This is a genomic window from Streptomyces sp. NPDC053431, from assembly GCF_044544925.1.
Taxonomy (GTDB): domain Bacteria; phylum Actinomycetota; class Actinomycetes; order Streptomycetales; family Streptomycetaceae; genus Streptomyces.
Map to the genome: position 1 here is coordinate 35,999 of NZ_JBITXX010000005.1, position 20,211 is coordinate 56,209.

The 20,211-nt window shown below is 73.2% G+C and carries 19 protein-coding genes; 11 read left to right on the forward strand and 8 right to left on the reverse strand.

Translation table 11 applies throughout. The features are described 5' to 3' along the window. The first annotated feature begins 119 nt into the window (after positions 1-119). A complete protein-coding gene (locus ACIGXE_RS14890; RefSeq protein WP_399747216.1) occupies positions 120-866 on the forward strand; it encodes an SDR family oxidoreductase in 747 nt (248 codons plus the stop codon). Positions 867-903: 37 nt separating this feature from the next. Here ACIGXE_RS14890 and ACIGXE_RS14895 read toward each other — a convergent pair whose 3' ends face one another. The 4 genes from ACIGXE_RS14895 to ACIGXE_RS14910 form a co-directional block, all read right to left on the reverse strand. After that, complete coding sequence (locus ACIGXE_RS14895) at positions 904-1,575, reverse strand: DUF6766 family protein (RefSeq protein WP_399747830.1); 672 nt, start codon at positions 1,573-1,575, stop codon at positions 904-906. A 117-nt stretch (positions 1,576-1,692) separates the two neighbouring features. Next, the gene (locus ACIGXE_RS14900; protein ID WP_399747218.1) at positions 1,693-2,100 is read right to left on the reverse strand and encodes a hypothetical protein; all 408 of its coding nucleotides are present in this window, start codon (positions 2,098-2,100) and stop codon (positions 1,693-1,695) included. Between the two features lie 62 nt (positions 2,101-2,162). Further along, a complete protein-coding gene (locus ACIGXE_RS14905) occupies positions 2,163-2,972 on the reverse strand; it encodes a hypothetical protein (protein WP_399747220.1) in 810 nt (269 codons plus the stop codon). Between the two features lie 14 nt (positions 2,973-2,986). Continuing rightward, entirely contained in the window at positions 2,987-3,547 is a 561-nt protein-coding gene (locus ACIGXE_RS14910; protein WP_399747222.1) for a hypothetical protein, read from the reverse strand. Positions 3,548-3,749: 202 nt separating this feature from the next. Between ACIGXE_RS14910 and ACIGXE_RS14915 the strand changes: the two genes are divergently transcribed. Continuing rightward, a complete protein-coding gene (locus tag ACIGXE_RS14915) occupies positions 3,750-3,956 on the forward strand; it encodes a hypothetical protein (protein ID WP_399747224.1) in 207 nt (68 codons plus the stop codon). A gap of 122 nt (positions 3,957-4,078) precedes the next feature. Beyond that, positions 4,079-4,315, forward strand: coding sequence for a DUF6480 family protein (locus ACIGXE_RS14920; RefSeq protein ID WP_399747226.1), 237 nt, complete (start codon positions 4,079-4,081; stop codon positions 4,313-4,315). A 176-nt stretch (positions 4,316-4,491) separates the two neighbouring features. Here ACIGXE_RS14920 and ACIGXE_RS14925 read toward each other — a convergent pair whose 3' ends face one another. Then, positions 4,492-5,064 (reverse strand): hemerythrin domain-containing protein, encoded by a 573-nt coding sequence (locus ACIGXE_RS14925; protein ID WP_399747228.1) that lies wholly within the window; start codon positions 5,062-5,064, stop codon positions 4,492-4,494. A gap of 185 nt (positions 5,065-5,249) precedes the next feature. Here ACIGXE_RS14925 and ACIGXE_RS14930 point away from each other — a divergent pair, with 185 nt between their 5' ends. From ACIGXE_RS14930 to xdhC, 4 genes are all read left to right on the forward strand, one after another. Then, positions 5,250-6,152: a Rieske 2Fe-2S domain-containing protein gene (locus ACIGXE_RS14930; protein WP_399747230.1), complete on the forward strand. Its 903-nt coding sequence runs from the start codon at positions 5,250-5,252 to the stop codon at positions 6,150-6,152. 624 nt (positions 6,153-6,776) lie between these two features. Then, positions 6,777-8,243, forward strand: a complete 1,467-nt coding sequence (locus ACIGXE_RS14935) for a xanthine dehydrogenase small subunit (protein ID WP_399747232.1) — start codon at positions 6,777-6,779, stop codon at positions 8,241-8,243. Next, the gene (xdhB, locus tag ACIGXE_RS14940; protein ID WP_399747234.1) at positions 8,240-10,624 is read left to right on the forward strand and encodes a xanthine dehydrogenase molybdopterin binding subunit; all 2,385 of its coding nucleotides are present in this window, start codon (positions 8,240-8,242) and stop codon (positions 10,622-10,624) included. The genes ACIGXE_RS14935 and xdhB overlap by 4 nt, the downstream gene beginning before the upstream one ends. A gap of 1 nt (position 10,625) precedes the next feature. Then, positions 10,626-11,435, forward strand: coding sequence for a xanthine dehydrogenase accessory protein XdhC (xdhC, locus tag ACIGXE_RS14945; protein ID WP_399747832.1), 810 nt, complete (start codon positions 10,626-10,628; stop codon positions 11,433-11,435). Between the two features lie 50 nt (positions 11,436-11,485). On the opposite strand, the gene ACIGXE_RS14950 is transcribed toward xdhC, so the two are convergent. Next, entirely contained in the window at positions 11,486-13,003 is a 1,518-nt protein-coding gene (locus tag ACIGXE_RS14950) for a carboxylesterase/lipase family protein (RefSeq protein WP_399747235.1), read from the reverse strand. Positions 13,004-13,214: 211 nt separating this feature from the next. Here ACIGXE_RS14950 and ACIGXE_RS14955 point away from each other — a divergent pair, with 211 nt between their 5' ends. The 4 genes from ACIGXE_RS14955 to ACIGXE_RS14970 all read left to right on the forward strand — a co-directional run bounded on the left by ACIGXE_RS14955 (position 13,215) and on the right by ACIGXE_RS14970 (position 17,714). After that, positions 13,215-13,598, forward strand: coding sequence for a VOC family protein (locus ACIGXE_RS14955; RefSeq protein WP_399747237.1), 384 nt, complete (start codon positions 13,215-13,217; stop codon positions 13,596-13,598). A 316-nt stretch (positions 13,599-13,914) separates the two neighbouring features. After that, on the forward strand, positions 13,915-15,345 hold the full coding sequence (locus tag ACIGXE_RS14960) for a globin domain-containing protein (RefSeq protein ID WP_399747239.1): 1,431 nt from the start codon (positions 13,915-13,917) through the stop codon (positions 15,343-15,345). Beyond that, positions 15,342-16,154, forward strand: coding sequence for a pyridoxamine 5'-phosphate oxidase family protein (locus ACIGXE_RS14965; protein WP_399747241.1), 813 nt, complete (start codon positions 15,342-15,344; stop codon positions 16,152-16,154). Before ACIGXE_RS14960 ends, ACIGXE_RS14965 begins: the two co-directional genes overlap by 4 nt. A 114-nt stretch (positions 16,155-16,268) precedes the next feature. After that, positions 16,269-17,714: a tetratricopeptide repeat protein gene (locus ACIGXE_RS14970; RefSeq protein ID WP_399747243.1), complete on the forward strand. Its 1,446-nt coding sequence runs from the start codon at positions 16,269-16,271 to the stop codon at positions 17,712-17,714. Here ACIGXE_RS14970 and ACIGXE_RS14975 read toward each other — a convergent pair. Together ACIGXE_RS14975 and ACIGXE_RS14980 are read right to left on the reverse strand one after the other, a co-directional pair. Next, positions 17,701-19,704, reverse strand: coding sequence for a calcium-binding protein (locus ACIGXE_RS14975; RefSeq protein WP_399747245.1), 2,004 nt, complete (start codon positions 19,702-19,704; stop codon positions 17,701-17,703). The genes ACIGXE_RS14970 and ACIGXE_RS14975 overlap by 14 nt on opposite strands. Positions 19,705-19,837: 133 nt before the next feature. Next, positions 19,838-20,086 (reverse strand): chaplin, encoded by a 249-nt coding sequence (locus ACIGXE_RS14980; RefSeq protein ID WP_399747246.1) that lies wholly within the window; start codon positions 20,084-20,086, stop codon positions 19,838-19,840. Positions 20,087-20,211 lie beyond the last annotated feature (125 nt).

Below are 20,211 nucleotides of genomic sequence, written 5' to 3' on the forward strand. Positions count from 1 at the left end.
CTGTGGCCGGCGCCACCCCCCGGCCCACGCACCCCCACCAAACCCCCAACCCGCCCCGTAAGACAGCGGATTGGACTTCACGTGGGCTTGCTCACACGACCGAAGGAGAAGTGGCGACGATGAACAGCGGAGTGGAGATCACGACGACCGGCCGGCAGGCCCTGGTCACCGGTGGCGCACGCGGCCTCGGCGCGGCGATCGTGCGCCGGCTGGCCAGGTCCGGCGCCGCCGTCCTGGTGGCCGACGTGCGCCAGGAGCAGGCGAAGGAGCTGTGCGAGAGCCTGCTGGCCGAGGGGCTGCGGGCCCGCCCGGTCGGTCTCGACGTGCGGGACGCCGAGGCGGTCGGTGAACTGTTCGGGGACCTGGACGCGGCGGGCGACGCCGTGGACATCCTGGTGAACTGCGCCGCCGTCGACGTCACGAAGTCCGTCGTCGAGCTCACCGCCGAGGAGATCACCCGGGTGATCACCACCGACCTGCTCGGACCGATGTACCTGTGCCGCGAGGCCTTCCGCCGGATGGCCGACCGGGGCGGCGGGCACATCGTGAACATCCTGTCGACCGCGGCCCTCCGCACCTGGACCGAGGCCGGCCCCTACGCGGCGGCGAAGACCGGGCTGCGGGCCTTCACCCACACCCTCTTCCAGGAGGCGCGCCGGGACTGCCCCGGGATCGGCGTCACCGGCGTCGTCGCGGGCGGCATGGAGACGCCGTTCATCATGGAGCGCTTCCCGGACACGGACACCGCGCTGCTGCAGAGCCCGGAGGTCGTCGCCGACGCCGTGATGTACGCCCTGTCGGTGCCGGCCGGCAGCGCCGCGGCCGAGCTGGTCGTCGTACCGCGGCGCGAGGTGTCCTGGCCCTGAGCGGCCCCACGGACCGCCACCGTGCGGGGGGCGGCGCTCAGCCCTCCACACCGGTCGCGGAGTGCGGGGAGCCGACCGGCTTGGACTCCGGGGAGCCGCGCTGGCGCAGATAGACGGAGAGGATGGCCATCGCCGACACGGCGAGCAGCTCCGACTGCCAGTTCTGCAGCGAGCGGTTCCAGAAGTCGGAGGAGGCGAGGTAGCTGCTCCAGTCGATCGGCGCCTGGAGCTGCCGGAGCCGCTCCCCGTTGTACGCGGAGACGCCGGCGACCGACTGGGCGAACCACGACAGGAAGAAGAACAGCGCCATCACCAGGCCCAGCGAATGGGCGTAGAGGCCCTGTCGCCAGTCCCTGGTGCCGGCCCAGCGCGGAGAGTCGGACCCGGCGTGGTGCCCCATCCGCTGTCGCTGCTCGCTCTCCGGGCCCACGTCGTCGAGGGGCTTCGACTCCGGCGACCCCCGCTGGACGAGGTAGACGGTGCCGAACACGTAGAGGAAGAACTGGAGGAACTCGGACTGCCAGTTCTCGGTGACGTCCACGGCGAAGTCCGCGGACATCAGGTAGTCGCCCAGCCCGATCTGCTGGAGTCCCGCCACGGTCGACTGCTCGTTGAACTCCGCCAGGCCGGCGACGGCCTGGGCGCCCAGGACGACGAGGAACGCGGCGCCGAAGGCCAGGGTGAGGCTGTTGGAACGCCAGAAGCCCATGCGCTCGGTGCGGCCCGCGCGCTCGCCGCTCACCGGTGCATCGCCCCGATCGCGGTGAAGTAGGCGAGACCGGCCAGGATCGTGAGGACGCTGCCGATGAACACGGCTCTCATCCCGTCACCCTCCCTTCAGTGAGCAGCGGTACGGCTCGTCCTCCGCCTGCGGGGCGCAGCCCGCCGCGGTGACCAGCCACCCGCTGTCGAACTGCGACAGGAACAGCGTGTCGCCCGCCATCCGCAGCAGCGCCTCGCGGCCGTACACCTCGACGCCCCGCGCCGCGCCGGCCCGGGGCAGATCGAGGTCGCGCAGGGCCGGGGCGCAGGGGCCCTTCGCGTCCTCCTCGACCTCGTCCCGGGTCTCGGGGGCCAGCAGCTCACAACCGGTGCGGTAGTCCCCGGCGGCCAGCGCCGCCGCGAACCGGCTGCCGGCGTCGGAGGCGCCGTCCTCGCGGGCCGCTGACGCGCCGCACCCGCACAGGAGGCCGGCGAGGAGCAGCGCGCCGGCCGCACGCAGGGACATCGACATGCGCCCACCTTGCCCGGGCGGGGCGCCGGGCAAGGGACGCGGGGCCGCGTGCGGCGCGGCCTTCACTCGTTGGAGGGAGCCCGCCCGCCGGACTCGGCCGGCGCCGAGTCCAGGCCGGTGCTGAGCAGCCGGTGGAAGAAGGAGCGGTACCGGCGCAGGGCCATGCGCAGACTCTCGGTGTCGACGTCCTCGCCCTGCCGCCACTGGCCTTCGAGGCTCTTGCGGTGGTCGGCGAAGGTGGCGGCCAGTCTCTGCATCACGTCCGCGACGAGGGCGTCGGCCTCGTGCACGGCCTGCCGGGGGTCGTCGACGAACAGGCTCTGCAGCTCGTGCCAGCGCGTCCGGAAGCTCTCCTCGTCCCCGGGATCCATCAGCCGAGGCGCCTCGTCGTCGGCCGAGCGGCGCTCGCCGCCGCCGTCGGCGCCCGCGCCGGCGCCACCGGTTTCGGTCACGCCCCGCGTACCGATGCCGCCGGTCCCGGCGCCACCGGCACCGGTGTCCCCGGCTCCGGCGCCCCTGGCTCCGGCGCCCCCGACTCCGGTGTCCCGGTCCGCGTCCGCGGGCGGAGCGGCGGGCGTGTCGGTGTCGCGGTCGGTGCTGCCGACCTCGAAGGCCTGACCGGGGTAGATGGGCGTCGTCGTGTCGGTGCCGGCCTCCTGCTCGCGGCCCACCTCGGTGCCGCCCTCGCGGTCGGTCCCGCGCTCGGACCCGAAGTCGGTCTCGCGGTCGGCCCCCAGGCCGGTGTCGCGCCCGGTGTCGCGGCCGGTGTCGGCCTCACGGTCGGTGTCGCGCGTCTCGCGCTCGGAGGATCGGGCGATGTCGTCGGTCGACAGGCCGGTGCCGGTCGGTGCGGGTGTCTCTTTGTCGCGCATGGCGGAGTCGCCTCTCAGGACCGGCCGGAGCCGGACTGGTTTCCGTCGGTGAGCAGTTCGTCGAAGAGGACCCGGTAATGGATCATCGCCCCGCGCAGCTGCTCGGTGGTGGCCCGGTGGTCGGAGCTCAGCCGGTCGACCTCGTGCGCCGCGCGGTAGTGCTCCAGGGTGCGGCCGTGCTCGACGGACAGGTCCCGGGCCCGCTGCTCGAAGTCGTCCGTCGGATAGCCGCGCTCTCGCATCAGGGCGGTCACCAGCCGGTCCGCGTCGTGGACGGCCGACTCCGGGCGGTCGACGAACTGCTCCTGGACGCCGCGCCACTCGCGGGCGTAGCGATCCCGCAGGCCGGGGTCGAGCGGCCGTATGTCGAGGGACTCGTGCCGCTTCTCGCGCTCGCCGAGGTCGCGCTCGGCCGCCCGCCGGCTGCCCGCCTCGTCGACCGTGCGGTCGTACTCGTCCCCGAAACGCTCTTGCAGCCGACGCCGGCGGCGCCGGTCGAGGACGATCGCGACTGCGATCAGAAGGATCACTACCGCGACCGGAATGATGATGGCCAGAAGTGTTCCTGTGGACATGGCGCGGCCCCCTTGACTGTGACGGCCCTCTGACTTCGGCGCGTGCCCGTCGTGAGAAAGGCGAAACGGTCGACGGCCACCCCGGTGGACCGCCCCGATGGACCGTTCGCGAGGGGACCCACCCGGGCCGGTGACGGGCGAATGAAACCCGCCGTACCGGTCACACGCCTGCCGAATCGCCGTAGCAAGGCAGGAGGCCACCATGAGCAACCCTCAGCAACCCGAGCAGCGACGCAGCGGCAAGGGCGCCGCGACGCCGCAGGACATGGCGTCGCTGAAGGCGGCCGAGTCACGGGAGACGCGCCGGGGCCGCGGCAAGCCGCACGGCACCGACAAGGGCGAGCGCGGCGGCGGTGAGGGCGGCGGTGTCCCTCCCGACCAGCAGAAGAAGCGCCCGAACGACACGTGACACCGCCCCGCGCTCCCACCGGGCCACCGGCACCCGCCGGTGGCCCCGCCGACCGGATGCCGGAGGTCCGTCGGGGTAGGCGCCCGTCAGGCGGCCGACCGGCCGTGCAGGAGGTGACTCTCATGACCACCCCGAGCAACCCCGACCCCGACCCCCGCAGCGCGTCGGGCCTCGAACCGGGCGGCGGCGTGCCCCCGGGCGAGACGCCACCCGCCGAGGCGGGCACGAGCACCGGAACCGGGCCGTACCGCCCGCCGAAGCGGGGCTGGGCGACCGGACCGGTGCTGGCGGTGGCGCTCGTCGTCCTCGTCTGCGCCGCGTTCTTCGCGGTCTACGCGATCGTCCTGGCGACCCGCTAGCCGGGTCGCGCACCGGCGCTGGCGGTACTGCCGCGCCCGCCGGTCGAAGACGCCGCGACTCCCGGGCGACGCCGCGGCTTCCGGGTGCGGCGCCCTCCCCGCTCCCGGACGCCCACGACTCCCGTACGGGCTGCGTGCCGCAGCCCGTACGGGAGTCGCCGCCGTCGTCGTCGGCCTCAGCCGCGCATGGCGTCCTTGGCGCGGTCCAGGAGCGCGGCGAACGGACCCACGGTCCACTGCGCCATCGGCGAACCGGCGGTCCGGGGGTGCGGGTGGGTCGGCGCCATCCGCTCGGCGGCGCGCAGCCTGCGGCCCATCGACCGGCGGTCCTCGATGTCGCACTGGGCCCGGATCTGCGGGAACTCCTCCCGCTCCTCGTGCTGCGCGTGGTGCTCGACGTCCCGCTGGAACTCCGCAAGCTTCCGGTCGAACTCTGCGCTGTGCACGTCAAGGCGTTCCAGCTCGGCGAGTGCCTTGTTCGCCTGCGCCTCCTCCTCGTTCCGCGCCTCGGCCTCGTCCTTGCCCGCGATCCGCTTGGCGACGGGCCGCAGGATCATCTCCTCGGCGGTCTCGTGCACGGCGAGGAGGCCGCGCAGCTCGTCGAAGCACTGCTGCTTGGCCTCCCCTTCGGAGTCCATGGTCTCGGCGAACAGCTGCCGGATCTGTTCGTGCTGCTGCAGGAGCTGGACCAGGATGTCGTCCTCGGACTCGACCGCGTCGTGCCGGCTGCCGGTCGTCATGCCGCTCATGACATCTCCTTCGTGTTCGCGCGATGTGCTCTGTGCTCGTTCTCGCGTCTGGCCCGGTGCCCCGGGGGCGAAACACGTTCGCCGGTCCGCGGGCGCCGCCAGGGGCTCCGTGCCCGCGGGCGGGCGGATCGCGACCCGACGCCGTCGGGCCGTTTCGACGCTCCTCGCCGGGTTACACGCGCGGCATGAACAGCTTCGCGCGCGCCCTGCGCTCGGCACTGCCCTCGGACGAGGGACCCGGCCGCGTGCTGAGGGCGATGGACCGGCTGGAGAACTCCACGCGGCTCGACGGCGTCGCCAACGTGCTGCGCGGAACCGTACGGCGGCTGCCCCTCGGCGCGGCGCGTGACGCGCTGCACGGCCGGTGGCTCGGCCATCCCGTGCACCCCCTGCTCGTGCAGTTCCCGATCGGCGCGTGGCTGTCGGCCGCCGTGCTGGACCTCGTACCCGGCGGGCAGCGCGCGGCGCGGCTGCTCGTCGGCGCGGGGCTCGCCGGGGCCGGGCCGGCCGCGGTGGCGGGCTGGGTCGACTGGGCGGAACTGCGGCGCCCGCAGCTCCGCGTCGGACTCGTGCACGCCGCCGCCAACATCACCGGTGTGGCCTGTTACGCGGTGTCCCTCACGGCCCGGTGCCGCGGCCGGCACTGGCGTGGCCGGCTCTGGGGCTTCGGCGGCCTCACCGTGATCGCGGTCGGCGGGGCCATCGGCGGCCACCTCGCCTACCGGCAGGCCTCCGGTGCCAATCACGCCGAGCAGGTCCCCGCCCTCGCCCCGTCGGACTGGCGCGCGGTCGCGGCCCTGGCCGATCTGCCGCCCGGGCGGCCGCGGCGCGCGCATGTCGGCGAGGTGCCGGTGGTCGCCGTCCGCCTGGACGACGGCACGGCCCGGGTGCTCGCCGAGCGGTGCAGCCACATGGCGGGGCCGCTGGCCGACGGCGAGGTCGTCGACGGCTGCCTGGTCTGCCCCTGGCACGGCAGCGCCTTCCGGCTGGACGACGGCTGGAACGTGACCGGCCCGGCCACCGCGCCCCAGCCGGTCTTCGAGACGCGGATCGTCGACGGTCGCCTGGAGGCGCGCATCCGCTCCTGACGGAACCTGGGCGCAAGATCCCCCGAGCGGGGGAGGCGAGATCACCGGAGCATGTCGTTCCGCGGTGATTTCCGCCTCCTCCGCTGGCTCATGCCAGCGCGAGGGCAGGGACCGGCTCGCACATGGGAGCAGGCGCCCTTGACGGTGCCGGCGCCCCTCCCGTGCGGCACCGCCCCCGGGAAGCACCTCCCGGGGTGAATCGGACCCTCCGGATCTGCTGTCCCACGTGTCCCGCAGGCCTTTCACCAGGGCGGAAGAACCGGCTCAGGTCGTGGAACGGTGCTTGACCGATGAGCCCGCTGCATCGTACTTTCGAGCGCACCGACGCGTGAGTTTTGTCGAAAGGAGGCGTAGTCGGATGTCGATCTTCTCCGACCTGAATCGCCTCGCTCACCGGACCGCCTGGGTTCCGGGTCGTGTAGCGCACGGCTGCTGAAGCAGCCGCTCCTCCGGCGTGCCGATCGCGGCCCCGGCTTCTTTTGATTCTTTCTGCCACCGCCCGTGGCGTGTCGTTGTGTGCCTGCCGACACGCGCTCCGGGTTCTCCAGCTGCGCACCGAAACAGAAGGCCTGACATGGCGACTAGGACAACCAGTTCGACCGTGCACCGAAATGAGGAAATGTCATGGTAGAGGCGCGGATCACCGTCAATGGGCAAGATGCGCCGATTTCGCCGGCCACGCCCCACACGACGGTGCTCGACTTCCTGCGCGATCGCGGCCTCACCGGCACCAAGGAGGGGTGTGCCGAGGGTGAGTGCGGCGCCTGTTCGGTGCTGGTGGCCCGGCCCGGCGTGAACAAGCCCACCGACTGGGTCGCCGTCAACGCCTGCCTGGTCCCGGTCGCGGCGCTCGACGGCCAGGAGATCGTCACCGCCGAGGGCCTCGCCACCCCCGGCGAGCCCGGCACCGCCCCCACGCTGCACCCGGTGCAGGAGGAGATGGCGGTCCGCGGTGGCTCCCAGTGCGGTTACTGCACCCCGGGCTTCATCTGCAGCATGGCGTCGGAGTACTACCGGCCCGACCGCTGCGCGCACGGGGGCGCGGACGCCGACCACGCCGACCCCGAGCACGGTCCCAACGGCTTCGACCTGCACTCGCTGAGCGGAAACCTCTGTCGCTGTACCGGCTACCGGCCGATCCGCGACGCCGCGTTCGCCGTCGGCGAGCCCGCCGAGGACGACCCCTTCGCGCAGCGTCGCGACCAGGAGCCGCCGGCTCCGGTCGCCACCGCCTACACCCAGGACGGCAGCACGTTCCTGCGCCCGGGCACGCTGGGAGAGGCGCTGCGGGTGCTGCGCGAGCGCCCCGACGCGGTCCTGGTCTCCGGCAGCACCGACTACGGCGTCGAGGTGAACATCCGTTCCCGCCGGGCCGGTTGCGTGGTCGCCATCGACCGGCTGCCCGAACTGCGGGAGCTGCGCGTCGAGTCCGACCACATCGAGATCGGCGCCGCCATGACGCTCACCGAGATCGAGCGCCGCCTCGACGGTGAAGTCCCGCTGCTCGCCGAGCTGTTCCCGCAGTTCGCCTCCCGGCTGATCCGCAACAGCGCCACCCTCGGCGGCAACCTCGGTACCGGCTCCCCGATCGGTGACAGCCCGCCGGTGCTGCTCGCGCTGGAGGCCTCGCTGGTGCTCGCCGACGCCGACGGCGAGCGCGTGGTCCCGCTGGCGGAGTACTTCACCGGCTACCGGCAGAGCGTGCGCCGCCCGGACGAGCTCATCCGCGCCGTGCGCATCCCGCTGCCGCTGTCGCGGGTCACCGCCTTCCACAAGATCGCCAAGCGGCGCTTCGACGACATCTCCAGCGTCGCGGTCGCCTTCGCGCTCGACGTCGAGGACGGCGTCGTCCGCAAGGCGCGCATCGGCCTGGGCGGCGTCGCCGCCACCCCGATCCGCGCCCTCGCCACCGAGGCGGCCCTGGAGGGCGAGCCGTGGACGGCGGAGACCGTCGAGGCCGCGGCCCGCGCGCTGCGCTCCGAGGGCACGCCGATGGACGACCACCGCGCCAGTGCCCTCTACCGCTCCGCGATGCTCGGCCAGAGCCTGAAGAAGCTGTACGCCCAGACCACCGAGGCGGTGTCGTCATGAGTCATCTGTCCGAGCGTCCCGAGAAGCCCGTAGTCGGCGTCTCGATGCCGCACGAGAGCGCCAACCTGCACGTCACCGGCACCGCGCTCTACACCGACGACCTGGTGTACCGCACCAAGGACGTCCTGCACGCCTACCCGGTCCAGGTCATGAAGGCGCACGGCCGGATCACGGCCCTGCGCACCGAGCCCGCGCTCGCCGTGCCCGGTGTGGTCCGGGTGCTGACCGGTGCCGACGTGCCCGGCGTCAACGACGCCGGCATGAAGCACGACGAGCCGCTCTTCCCCGACGAGGTCATGTTCCACGGCCACGCGGTGGCCTGGGTGCTCGGCGAGACCCTGGAGGCGGCCCGGCTCGGCGCCGCGGCCGTCGAGGTCGAGCTCGAGGAACTGCCCTCCCTGATCACGCTGCAGGACGCCATCGAGGCCGAGAGCTTCCACGGCGCCCGGCCCCTGATGGTGACCGGCGACATCGACGCCGGCTTCGCCGACTCCGCGCACGTGATCACCGGCGAGTTCCAGTTCTCCGGCCAGGAGCACTTCTACCTCGAGACCCACGCGGCGCTGGCCCAGGTCGACGAGAACGGCCAGGTGTTCATCCAGAGCAGCACCCAGCACCCGTCCGAGACCCAGGAGATCGTCTCGCACGTGCTCGGGGTGCCCGCCCACGAGGTCACCGTGCAGTGCCTGCGGATGGGCGGCGGCTTCGGCGGCAAGGAGATGCAGCCGCACGGGTTCGCGGCCATCGCCGCCCTCGGCGCCAAGCTGACCGGCCGCCCGGTCCGGTTCCGGTTCAACCGGACCCAGGACCTGACCATGTCCGGCAAGCGCCACGGCTTCCACGCCACGTGGAAGATCGGCTTCGACGCGGACGGCCGCATCCAGGCCCTCGACGCCACCCTGACCGCCGACGGCGGCTGGAGCCTCGACCTGTCCGAGCCGGTGCTGGCCCGCGCGCTGTGTCACATCGATAACACGTACTGGATCCCCAACGCCCGCGTCGCCGGCCGCATCGCCAAGACCAACACGGTCTCGAACACCGCCTTCCGCGGCTTCGGCGGACCGCAGGGCATGCTGGTGATCGAGGACATCCTCGGCCGCTGCGCGCCGCAGCTCGGCCTCGACCCGATGGAGCTGCGGGAGCGCAACTTCTACCAGCCGGGCCAGGGCCAGACCACGCCGTACGGTCAGCCGGTCACCCAGGCCGAGCGCATCTCCACCATCTGGCGGCAGGTGCAGAACAACGCCGGCATCGCCGACCGCAAGCGGGAGATCGCCGCCTTCAACGCCGCGCACCCGAACACCAAGCGGGCGCTCGCGATCACCGGCATCAAGTTCGGCATCTCGTTCAACCTCACCGCCTTCAACCAGGGCGGCGCGCTGGTCCTGATCTACAAGGACGGCTCCGTCCTGATCAACCACGGCGGCACCGAGATGGGCCAGGGCCTGCACACCAAGATGATGCAGGTGGCCGCGACCACGCTCGGCATCCCGCTGCACAAGGTGCGGCTGGCCCCGACGCGTACCGACAAGGTGCCCAACACCTCCGCCACCGCGGCCAGTTCCGGCGCGGACCTCAACGGCGGAGCGATCAAGAACGCCTGTGAGCAGCTGCGCGACCGGCTGCTGCAGGTGGCCGCCAGCCAGCTCGGCGGGAACGCCTCGGACGTCCGCATCGTCGAGGGCGTCGCCCGCGTCCTCGGCAGCGACAAGGAGCTGGCCTGGGACGACCTGGTGCACACCGCGTACTTCCAGCGGGTGCAGCTGTCGGCCGCCGGCTACTACCGGACCGAGGGCCTGCACTGGGACGCGAAGAGCTTCCGCGGCTCGCCGTTCAAGTACTTCGCCCACGGCGCGGCCGCGACCGAGGTGGAGGTGGACGGCTTCACCGGCGCGTACCGCATCCGCCGCGTGGACATCGTGCACGACGTCGGCGACAGCCTCTCCCCGATGATCGACATCGGTCAGGTCGAGGGCGGCTTCGTGCAGGGCGCGGGCTGGCTGACCCTGGAGGACCTGCGCTGGGACACCAGCGACGGCCCGAACCGGGGCCGGCTGCTGACCCAGGCCGCGAGCACGTACAAGCTGCCGAGCTTCTCCGAGATGCCGGAGGAGTTCAACGTCACGCTGCTCGAGAACGCCACCGAGGAGGGCGCGGTCTACGGCTCCAAGGCCGTCGGTGAGCCCCCGCTCATGCTCGCGTTCTCCGTGCGCGAGGCGCTGCGGCAGGCCGCCGCGGCGTTCGGGCCCGCGGGCGTCAGCGTGGATCTCGCCTGCCCGGCGACGCCGGAGGCGGTGTACTGGGCCATCGAGGCGGCCCGTGAGAGCGACGCGCGAGGCAGCGAAGGCCTGGCCGAAGCAAACGCCCTGAGCCATGCCTGACATGACCTGGGTCGCCGCGGTCGCGCGGTTGCGAGCACGCCGGGAACCCGGCGTGCTGGTGACCGTCGCGACCGTGCGCGGTCACGCACCTCGCAAGGCCGGCGCCAAGCTCGTCGTGGGACGGACCGAGACCTGGGGTTCGATCGGCGGGGGCAACATCGAGGCCGTCGCGATCGACCGCGCCCGGGAGTCGATCGGCACGTCCGCCGCGGAGCCGGAGCTGATGGAGTTCGCCCTCAACGACAAGGTCACCGGCCGCCACGGCGTGCAGTGCTGCGGCGGCGCCGTCTCCGTGCTGCTGGAACCGCTGCCGGTGGTCCCCGCGGTGGCCGTCTTCGGCATCGGGCACGTCGGCCTCGAACTGGCCCGCATCCTGGCGCGCCACGAGATCGACCTGCACCTGATCGACTCGCGCCCCGAGATGCTCACCGAGGAACGGCTCGCCGTGCTCGAGGACGCGGTGGCGCAGACCCATGTGCACCACACGCCCCTCCTCCCGGAGGAGGTGCTCGAGGAGCTCGCACCCGGCACCCACGTCCTGATCATGACGCACGACCACGCGGAGGACGCCGCCCTGTGCGACGCCGCCCTGCGCACCCCCGGCCTCGGCTCGATCGGCCTGATCGGCTCGGCCGCCAAGTGGGCGCGCTTCCGTAAGCGCCTGGCCGACGAGGGCGGCCACGACGCCGCCGCCATCGACCGGATCAAGACCCCCATCGGACTCCCCGACATCACCGGCAAGGAGCCCGCCACGATCGCGGTCAGCGTCGCGGCGGACCTGCTCCTGGCCTTCGAGCGGGACGGCCGCTGAACGCGCACCGAACGCCGTAGGCCGCCCGTCCCGGGGCCGCCCCCTCCTGGTCAGGCCCGCAGCACCGGGAACGCGGCCTCGGCCCACAGGGCACGGACGGCGGTGTTCCCGTCGTCGTCGGCCGGACGGGCGTCGGTGCTCCACGTCCTCGCCCGGGGGGCGGCGGTGTCGAACGGCGCCCAGCCCGGGTCTCCGGTCCTGGCGAAGTCCGCCCACGCGCGCACCATACGACGGGACAGCTCGTGGTCCTCGGGGGTGGGGGCGCCGCCGATGAGGAAGGCCACGGCGTCGTCGGCGACGTTGCCGAAGGCGAAGGGGACGTCCGCGCAGTGCCAGGCCCGTACGGCCGCGGAGCCGTCCGACGCGGCGCGCCGACGGTCGAAGCGCGAGAGGTACGTCCGGCCGCCGGCCCGGGCGTGGGCCTCGGCGAGCCGGTTGCCGAACTCCGTGAACAGCAGGTCGCCGAAGACGGCGAGGTAGACGTCGAGCACCGGGGCGTCCGGCAGCGCGTCGCGATAACCGGCCACCAGACCCTCGGGCAGGCCGAAGTCCTCGGCGAAGGCGTCCAGTCGTGCGGCGGTGGTGACCTTCGCGCAGCTGCCGACGGCGTCGAGCAGCCAGTACTCCTCCGTGGTGTGACAGACCAGCAGGTCCACGTCCCGGGCCGCACCGCCGGCGATCCCCGCGAGCGGGTCGGCCGGCAGCACGTCTCCGTCGAGGACCGGGGCGTAGAGCGAGGGGTCGTAGTGGCGTGAGCCGGAACGGGGGTCCCGCCGGTACCGCTCGACCACCTGGTCGGAGGCCGCCACCAGCGCCTGCGGCGGCGTCGACGCCAGGCCCTCGGGCGTGGCCGGGCAGCCCGCCGCCGCGGCGATCTCGCGGGTGGTCGCCGCGGCGATGCCGGGCGTGTAGAAGGGGCTGGCGGGGCTGTGGGCGATGGCGCGGTGGAACAGGCCGCGGGCGGGCTCCATCACCATCAGGCAGGCCACCGAGGCGGCCCCGGCGGACTGTCCGGCGAGCGTGACGTTGCCGGGGTCCCCGCCGAACGCGGCGATGTTCTCCCGTACCCAGCGCAGCGCCGCGACCTGGTCGAGCAGCCCCCGGTTGTCCGGGTACGCGTGGGTGTCGTCGGCCGGTACGTGGCCGAAGCCCTCGAAGCCGACCCGGTAGTTGAGCGTGACCACGACGAGCCCGGCCGCCGCCAGCGCGGTGCCGTCGAAGTCGGGCTGCGCGGAGGAGCCGAAGGTGTAGGCACCGCCGTGCACCCACACCAGGACGGGCCGGCGGCCGCCGGCGTCCGCGGCCGGCGTCCATATGTTGACGGTCAGGACGTCCTCGTCACCGGGTGACCAGGCGGGCGCGCCGGGCAGTTCCGCCGACTGAGGGGCGACGGGGCCGAACGCCGTGCAGTCCCGTACCTCCGTCCACGCCGGCGCCGGGAGCGGCTCCCGGAAGCGGTTGGCACCGAACGGCGGGGCCGCGTAAGGCACACCCAGAACGGCGACGACGTCGCCGGAGGGCCGGAAGCCCCGTACCGGGCCGCTCGTGGTGGGGAAGACGGTGTTCATCGGGTGGTGCCTCTCGCTTCGCGCGGAGCCGCCCGTTCGGCGGTGCGGCTTCCGTCATCAGCCTGCCGGAGCACGGCACTTGGGCGCCAACACCAAGATCACACCGATTCACTCGCTCGCGATGTCAATCGCCGGCTCCCGTGCGGACCCGGCCGTCCGTCGGCTCCCGAGCACTCGGGTGCGTGGCTTCTCGGCCCCTACACTGCCGCACATGGCATGCCGTATCAGCGAGTTGGTCCTCGACTGCGCCGACGCCGAACGGATGGCGGCGTTCTGGAGCGAAGTCCTCGGTTACGTCGAACTGGAGCGGGAGGACGACGGAAGCATCGCGATCGGGCCGCCCGACGCCGGCTTCGGCGGCCCGCAGCCCGTCCTCGTCCTGAGCCCCAGCAGCGATCCGCGCGCCGGGAAGCTCCCCCTGCACATCGACGTCAGCGCCACCGACCGCGACCAGGACGCCGAGCTGGAGCGGCTGCTCGCGCTCGGCGCCCGACCCGCCGACGTCGGTCAGACCGGCGAGGAGAGCTGGCACGTCCTGGCCGACCCGGAAGGCAACGTGTTCTGTCTCCTGCGCAGCCGGATCCGGCCCGTCTGAGCGGGTGCGGGCGGGCTCGTGAAGACCGCTCAGAGAATGTGGAGGAATTTCGGGTAGCCGGTAAGTCTTCCGTCGGCGAATCGCGCGCGGACCCGCCTCGAACAGCCGGCGAAATCACCCCGACTCATCAGTAACCCGTTTCTGACCTGCGTCTACGTCTCCAAGAGGCGGAAAACGCCAGGCAGGAGCGGGTTCGTGGGGCCGGGGTATGGTCGGCCGCGTTCACTCCTCCGGGTGAACGGGGGGCGGGGAGACGGAGCCTGTTCGGGCCCCGCCGTCGAGGACCGACCGAAGACGTTCGAGGCGAGGCAGACCGATGGAAGTTCCGATCGCCGCATCGGCCGACGGTGACCGAAACGGGGGGCGCGCGACCGGAGGCGGAGGCTGGTTCGGGTCCGGCCCCACGGGCGGGACGGCGACCCCCGCGCCCGCGCCCGGGACCGCGGCAGGCCGACCGGGCGGCCACCAGGGGCACCGGCCGGGGGACCACCCGCAGGGCCGCCAGGAGGACCGCCAGGAGGACCGCCACCAGGCCCGCGAGCCCCGCCCCGAGCCGCACCCACAGAGCCGCCCTGGGCCCCGCCCCGAGGCCCACCCCCAGAACCGCCCCGAGGACCGCCAGGAGTCCCCCACCGCCCTCGTGCGGCGCACGCTGACCGAGATCGAGCCGATCGCCGACGAGGTCACCTCGTACTTCTACGCCTCGCTCTTCCTCGGCCACCCCCACCTGCGGGCGCTCTTCCCCGCCGCGATGGACACCCAGCGGGACCGCCTCTTCGGCGCCCTGCTCACCGCCGCCACCCACGCGGACGACCCCGTCACCCTCACCACGTACCTGACGCACCTCGGCCGCGGCCACCGCAAGTACGGCACCCTCCCCGAGCACTACCCGGCCGTCGGCGAGGCCCTGATCGGCGCCCTGGCCCGGTACGCCCCGGCGAGCTGGGGACCCCGTACGGAGGCCGCCTGGGTCGCCGCCTACACGACGATCTCCCAGATCATGATCGACGCGGCGACCGAGGACGCCCTGCGGGCCCCCGCCTGGTGGCAGGCGGAGGTGGTCGCCCATGAACTGCGGACCCCCGACATCGCCGTCGTGACCGTCCGGCCCGACCAGCCGTACCCCTTCCTCGCCGGGCAGTACACCGCCGTCGAGACGCCCTGGTGGCCACGGGTCTGGCGGCACTACTCCTTCGCCTCCGCGCCCCGCTCCGACGGACTGCTCTCCTTCCACGTCAAGGCGGTACCGGCCGGCTGGGTCTCCAACGCCCTGGTCCACCGCGCCCGCCCCGGCGACGTCATCCGTCTCGGCGCGCCCGCCGGTTCCATGACCGTCGACCACACGACCAGCAACGGACTGCTCTGCCTCGGCGGCGGCACCGGCATCGCGCCCATCAAGGCCCTCGTCGAGGACGTCGCCCAGCACGGCCGGCGCCGGGTCGTCGACGTGTTCTACGGAGCCCGCCGGAACGACGACCTGTACGACATCCACACCATGCTGCGACTGCAGCAGTCGCACCCCTGGCTGTCCGTCCGCCCCGTCGTGGACGACGGCCCGGCCGGACCGCTCGCCGGCGGCCTCCCGGAGGCCGTACGCGAGTACGGCCCCTGGCACACGTACGACGTGTACCTGTCGGGACCGCCCGGAATGATCCGGCGCGGCGTCGACACCCTCCTGGGCATCGGCGTCCCCACCCACCGCATACGACACGACTCCATCGAGGAACTGGTCGGGGCAACGACGTGAGCATTTCTGAACAGACCGGACCGCGGACGGCGACGCCCCTGCGCACCCACCGTCCGGGCGGCGACGGCGAGCACGCCGTGCAGCAGCGCATCGGCAGCACCGAGCGCGCCGACCGCTTCTACGCCGAGCAGGTCCTCGACCGCCTGAACCCGCGCATGAGGGAGTTCGTGGCCCGCCAGGAGATGTTCTTCCTGGCGACCGCCGACCGGTACGGCGAGTGCGACAACACCTTCCGGGCCGGACCGCCCGGCTTCCTCCACGTCCTCGACGACACGACCCTCGCCTACCCCGAGTACCGGGGCAACGGCGTCCACGCCAGCCTCGGCAACATCGAGGAGAACCCGCACGTCGGCGTCCTGCTCGTCGACTTCCTCCGCGACCGCGTCGGACTCCACGTCAACGGCCGGGCACGGGTCGTGGAGGACACCGTGATGCGCCGCGACCACCGGGGGCTCACCGACGACCCGGTGCCCGGCCGGCGCCCCGTGGTCTGGGTCGAGATCACCGTCGAGGAGGCGTACATCCACTGCGCCAAGCACATCCCGCACCTCCAGAAGGTCCCGGCCCGCGGCTCCGGCCGCCCCTGGGGGACGGACGACGTCAAACGCAAGGGCGGCGACTTCTTCGGAGCGGCCGCCGAGGCACCGGAACGGGGCCCTTACCTGCCGCCGCCCCGCGCCGACCTGGCGAGCTGGCGCGCCGAGGCCGAGCGGGCCCTCGCGAAGGCGGCGCGGTACGACGCCGGTGCCGGCGCCCCGTCCGAGAGGCCTTCCTTCAGCGGCTGGTTCAGCAGGAGCACGCCCGCCTGATCCCCTCTGTCACTCCTTCGGGGACTGTGCGACGGTCTTTCCGGCTGGCTTCATGGGACCGGCGCCGCCCCGCGGCGCGCTGCCGGTCCGCGGACATCGGAGGGGTGATCGGACGTGGTGACCGACCGATACGGCCATGTTCTCCACCAGGCCACGAAGGAGGGCGCGGCGCACCTGGACCGGGCCGTGGAGGCGCTGCTCTTCTTCAGCCCCGAACTGGTCCCGGCGGTCGACGACCTGCTCGCGACCGATCCCGACGCGCCCGTCGGGCAGGCGCTCGCCGCCTACCTGGGCGTCCTCGGCACCGAGCCGGCCGACGCGGCCGCCGCGCGGCAGCGGTTCGAGGCCTTCACCGCGCGCGTGGACCGTACGGCGCTGCCGCCGCGCGAGCGCCTCCACACGGCCGCCGCCGAGGCCCTGCTGGCGGGCGACCTGCACCGGGCGAGCGGCATCCTGGAGGAGGCGACCCTCGCCCGTCCCCGGGACGCCCTGGCCCTCTTCGTGGGCCACCAGCTCGACTTCCTCACGGGTGACGCGGTACGCCTGCGGGACCGGGTGGGCGGGGCCCTGTCCGCATGGGACCCGGACGACCCGCACCGCGGCCCGGTCCTCGGCATGTACGCCTTCGGCCTGGAGGAGTCGGGCCACTACGCGGAGGCGGCGGAGGCGGGCACGGCCGCGGTCGAGCAGAACGCGCGCGACGTCTGGGCCATCCACGCCGTGGCCCACACGTACGAGATGCGCGGCCGGTTCGCCGACGGCGTCGCCTGGCTCGACGCGCGGACCGACGCCTGGGCGGCGGGGACCTTCCTGACGGTGCACAACTGGTGGCACTACGCGCTGTTCGCCCTGGAGGCCGGCGACACGGACACGGCGCTCCACGTCTACGACACGACCCTGCACCACGAGTCCTCGCGTGGCCTCGCGATGGAACTTCTCGACGGGGCGGCCATGCTGTGGCGCCTCCGCCTGGACGCCGAACACTCCGAACACTCCGGAGCCGATCTGACGGCCCGTTGGGAGGCACTCGCCGACGCCTGGGCGGCGCGCGCGGATCCGCCGTTCTACGCGTTCAACGACGTCCACGCCGTCATGGCGTACGCCGGCGCCGGACGCGTCGCGGAGGCGGAGCGCCTCGTCGCCGACCGACGCGCCTGGCTCGCCGACACCGGCCCCGGCGCGGTCACCAACCGGGCGATGACCGCCGAGATCGGCCTGCCGGTCTGCGAGGCGCTCATCGCGCACGCGCGCGGCGACCACCCGGCGGTCGTCGAGCACCTGTGGCCGCTGCGCCGCAGGCTCCACGAGTTCGGCGGCAGCCACGCCCAGCGCGACGCCGTCCAGAAGACCCTCCTCGACGCGGCCCTCGGCTCCGGCCGACTCGACCTCGCCCGCGCCCTGCTCAGCGAGCGCACCGCACTGCGCCCGCGGAGCACGTACAACTGGCTCGTCCACGCCCGCCTCGCGGACGCCGAGGGCGACCCGGCGCGGGCGACGGCCGCCCGCGCGCGGGCTCATGAGCTGGGCTGGGCGCCGGCTGGAGCGGTCACGGGCAGCTGATGCGGGTGTCGCCCGCGTCGGTGGTGCAGGTGTCGGTGTTGTAGCCGCCGTTCGCGGTGTCGTTGCCGGAGACCCCGTCGACCGTGTCGAGCGTGTCGTTGCCGTAGTTGCCGATGAGCGTGTCGCTGCCGGGACCGCCGATGAGCGTGTCGCTGTGGTAGCCGCCGTCGACCCGGTCGCTGCCCGGTCCGGCGTGGACGGTGTCGTTGCCGTAGCCCGCGTTGACGGTGTCGTTGCCGCTGAGGGCGCAGATCACGTCGTTCGCGTAACCGCCGTTGAGGGTGTCGTTGCCGCTGGTGCCGATGATGGTGCAGCCGCGGTTGTTGTTCACCGTGGTGGTGCGGGTCGCGGTGTTGTTGCTCGTCATCGGGTCGGACTGGGCGGCGGTGACGGTCGCCGTGTCGGTGAGCGTGCCGGTGCGCGAGGGCTCGGCGACGATCGTCACGATGGCGGTGGCGCCGGTGGTGCCGGAGGTGCCGAGCGAACCGATCGCGCACGTGACCCGGCCGGTGGTGACGGTGCAGGTGCCCCGGGTGGTGGTGGCCGACAGGAGCGTCGCCGTGCCCGTCAGGGTGTCCGTGAGCTGCACGCTCGTCGCCATGGTCGTGGTGCTGTTGTTCCGTACGGTCACGGTGTACGTGACGGTGTCGCCGATGCTCGCCGTCGTCGGCCCGGTCTTCGCCACCGACACGTCCACGCCGGGCGGCTCGATGCCGCCCCCGCCGAGGTAGCGGGCGAGCGCACGGTCGGTGGTGGTGGCGGCCGCCGGGCCGGCGATTCCGGCGGCGAGGATCTTGCCGTCGGACTGCAGTGCCACCGCACCGGCCTGGTCGTCGGGCCCGCCGAAGTCGGTGGTCACGCGGCCGTCGCCGTCGAATCCCGGGTCGAGGCTGCCGCCCGTGTCGAACCGCGCCAGCGCGAAGTCGCCGGCGTACCAGCCGGCCGTCACGATCCTGCCGTCGGACTGCAGCGCGACGTCCTCGGCTCCGCCGTCCCCGGGACCGAAGGAGGTGGTGACCCGGCCGTCCCCGTCGAAGCTCGGGTCCGGGGCACCCGCGGCGGTGAACCGCATCACGAGGAAGCCGTTGCCCTCCTTGCCGGCGGTCACGATCCTGCCGTCGGACTGCAGCGCCACGCCCTCGGCCGCTCCGGTGCCGGTGGTCACCCGCCCGTCGCCGTCGAAGCTCAGGTCGAGACTGCCGTCGGTGTTGTAGCGGGTCAGGGCCAGGCCGGCCGCGCGCCCGGCGGCGACGATCCTGCCGTCGGGCTGCAACGCCAGGTCGTTGACGGCGTGACAGCACGTGGGGCCGAAGGGCGTCGTGACGATGCCGTCCCCGCCGAACGTCGGGTCCAGGGCGCCGTCGGGGTTCCAGCGCACCAGCGACCACACCCCGATGCTCTCGCCACCGGCGACGATCCTGCCGTCGGGCTGCACCACGACGGCCAGGGCGGTCTCGATCGCGTCGGGGTCGATCTCGGTGACGACCTTGCCGTCGCCGCCGAAGCCGGGGTCGAGGCTGCCGTCGGGGTTGTAACGGGCCGCCAGCCACGCGCCGTTGCCGGAGAGGTTGGCGGTGCCGCCGACGGCGACGATCTTGCCGTCGGGCTGGAGGGCCACGGCCGTGCCCTCGTCGTTCCCGAAGTCGAAGTCGGTGGTGACGACGCCGTCCCCGCCGCCGAAGGTCGTGTCCCGGCTGCCGTCGGGGTTGTAGCGGACGAGCGAGAAGTCCGTGGACGTCTCGTCGAAGGCGGCCCTGCCGATGGTGACGATCTTGCCGTCGGGCTGGACGACCATGCCCGGGCTGGTGTCGTAGCCGGTCACGTCCGTGACGACCTTGCCGTCACCGTCGAAGGCGGGATCGAGCCCACCGGGGGCGGCCGCCGCCGTCAGGGGCAGGCTCAGCACCAGCGCCAGGCCGGCGGCGCCCACCGCACCGGCGCGCCCGGCCCGGCGCCAGGGGGAGAACTGGGGCATGCGGAACAGGGGCATGCGTGACCACTCCGTCCGTCGGATCAAAGGGATCACAGCCTTCTGCGACCCTCCGGGCGGCTGGGGCACGGCGGGCCGGACTGCGCCCAGTGGACGGCGCGGTTCCACCCCCAGGGGTGAGCGACCGATGCCCTCAGTCGTTCACGCAGTGGTTGCCGAAGGTCGGGTTGAGCAGGCCGACGATGTTGACGGTGTTGCCGCAGACGTTGATCGGTACGTCCAAGGGGACCTGGACGACGTTGCCCGACCCGACCCCGGGCGAACCGACGGCCGCTCCGACGGCTTCGGCGCCCGGGCCGGGGTCGGCGAAGGCCGTGCCGGCTCCGCCGAGAGAGACGAGGGCGGTCAGGGTGAGGGCGGCGAACCGGCGTCGCACGCGCATGGGTACCTCCTGGGGATCGTGGGACTGCTTGCACGACGAGCCTCGCCGGGGGCCTCGGGGGCGGCAACGCGCGTGGCCCGATCGGCGGGACGGAGTCGCCCTCACGGTCGAGAGGTCCGGGGACC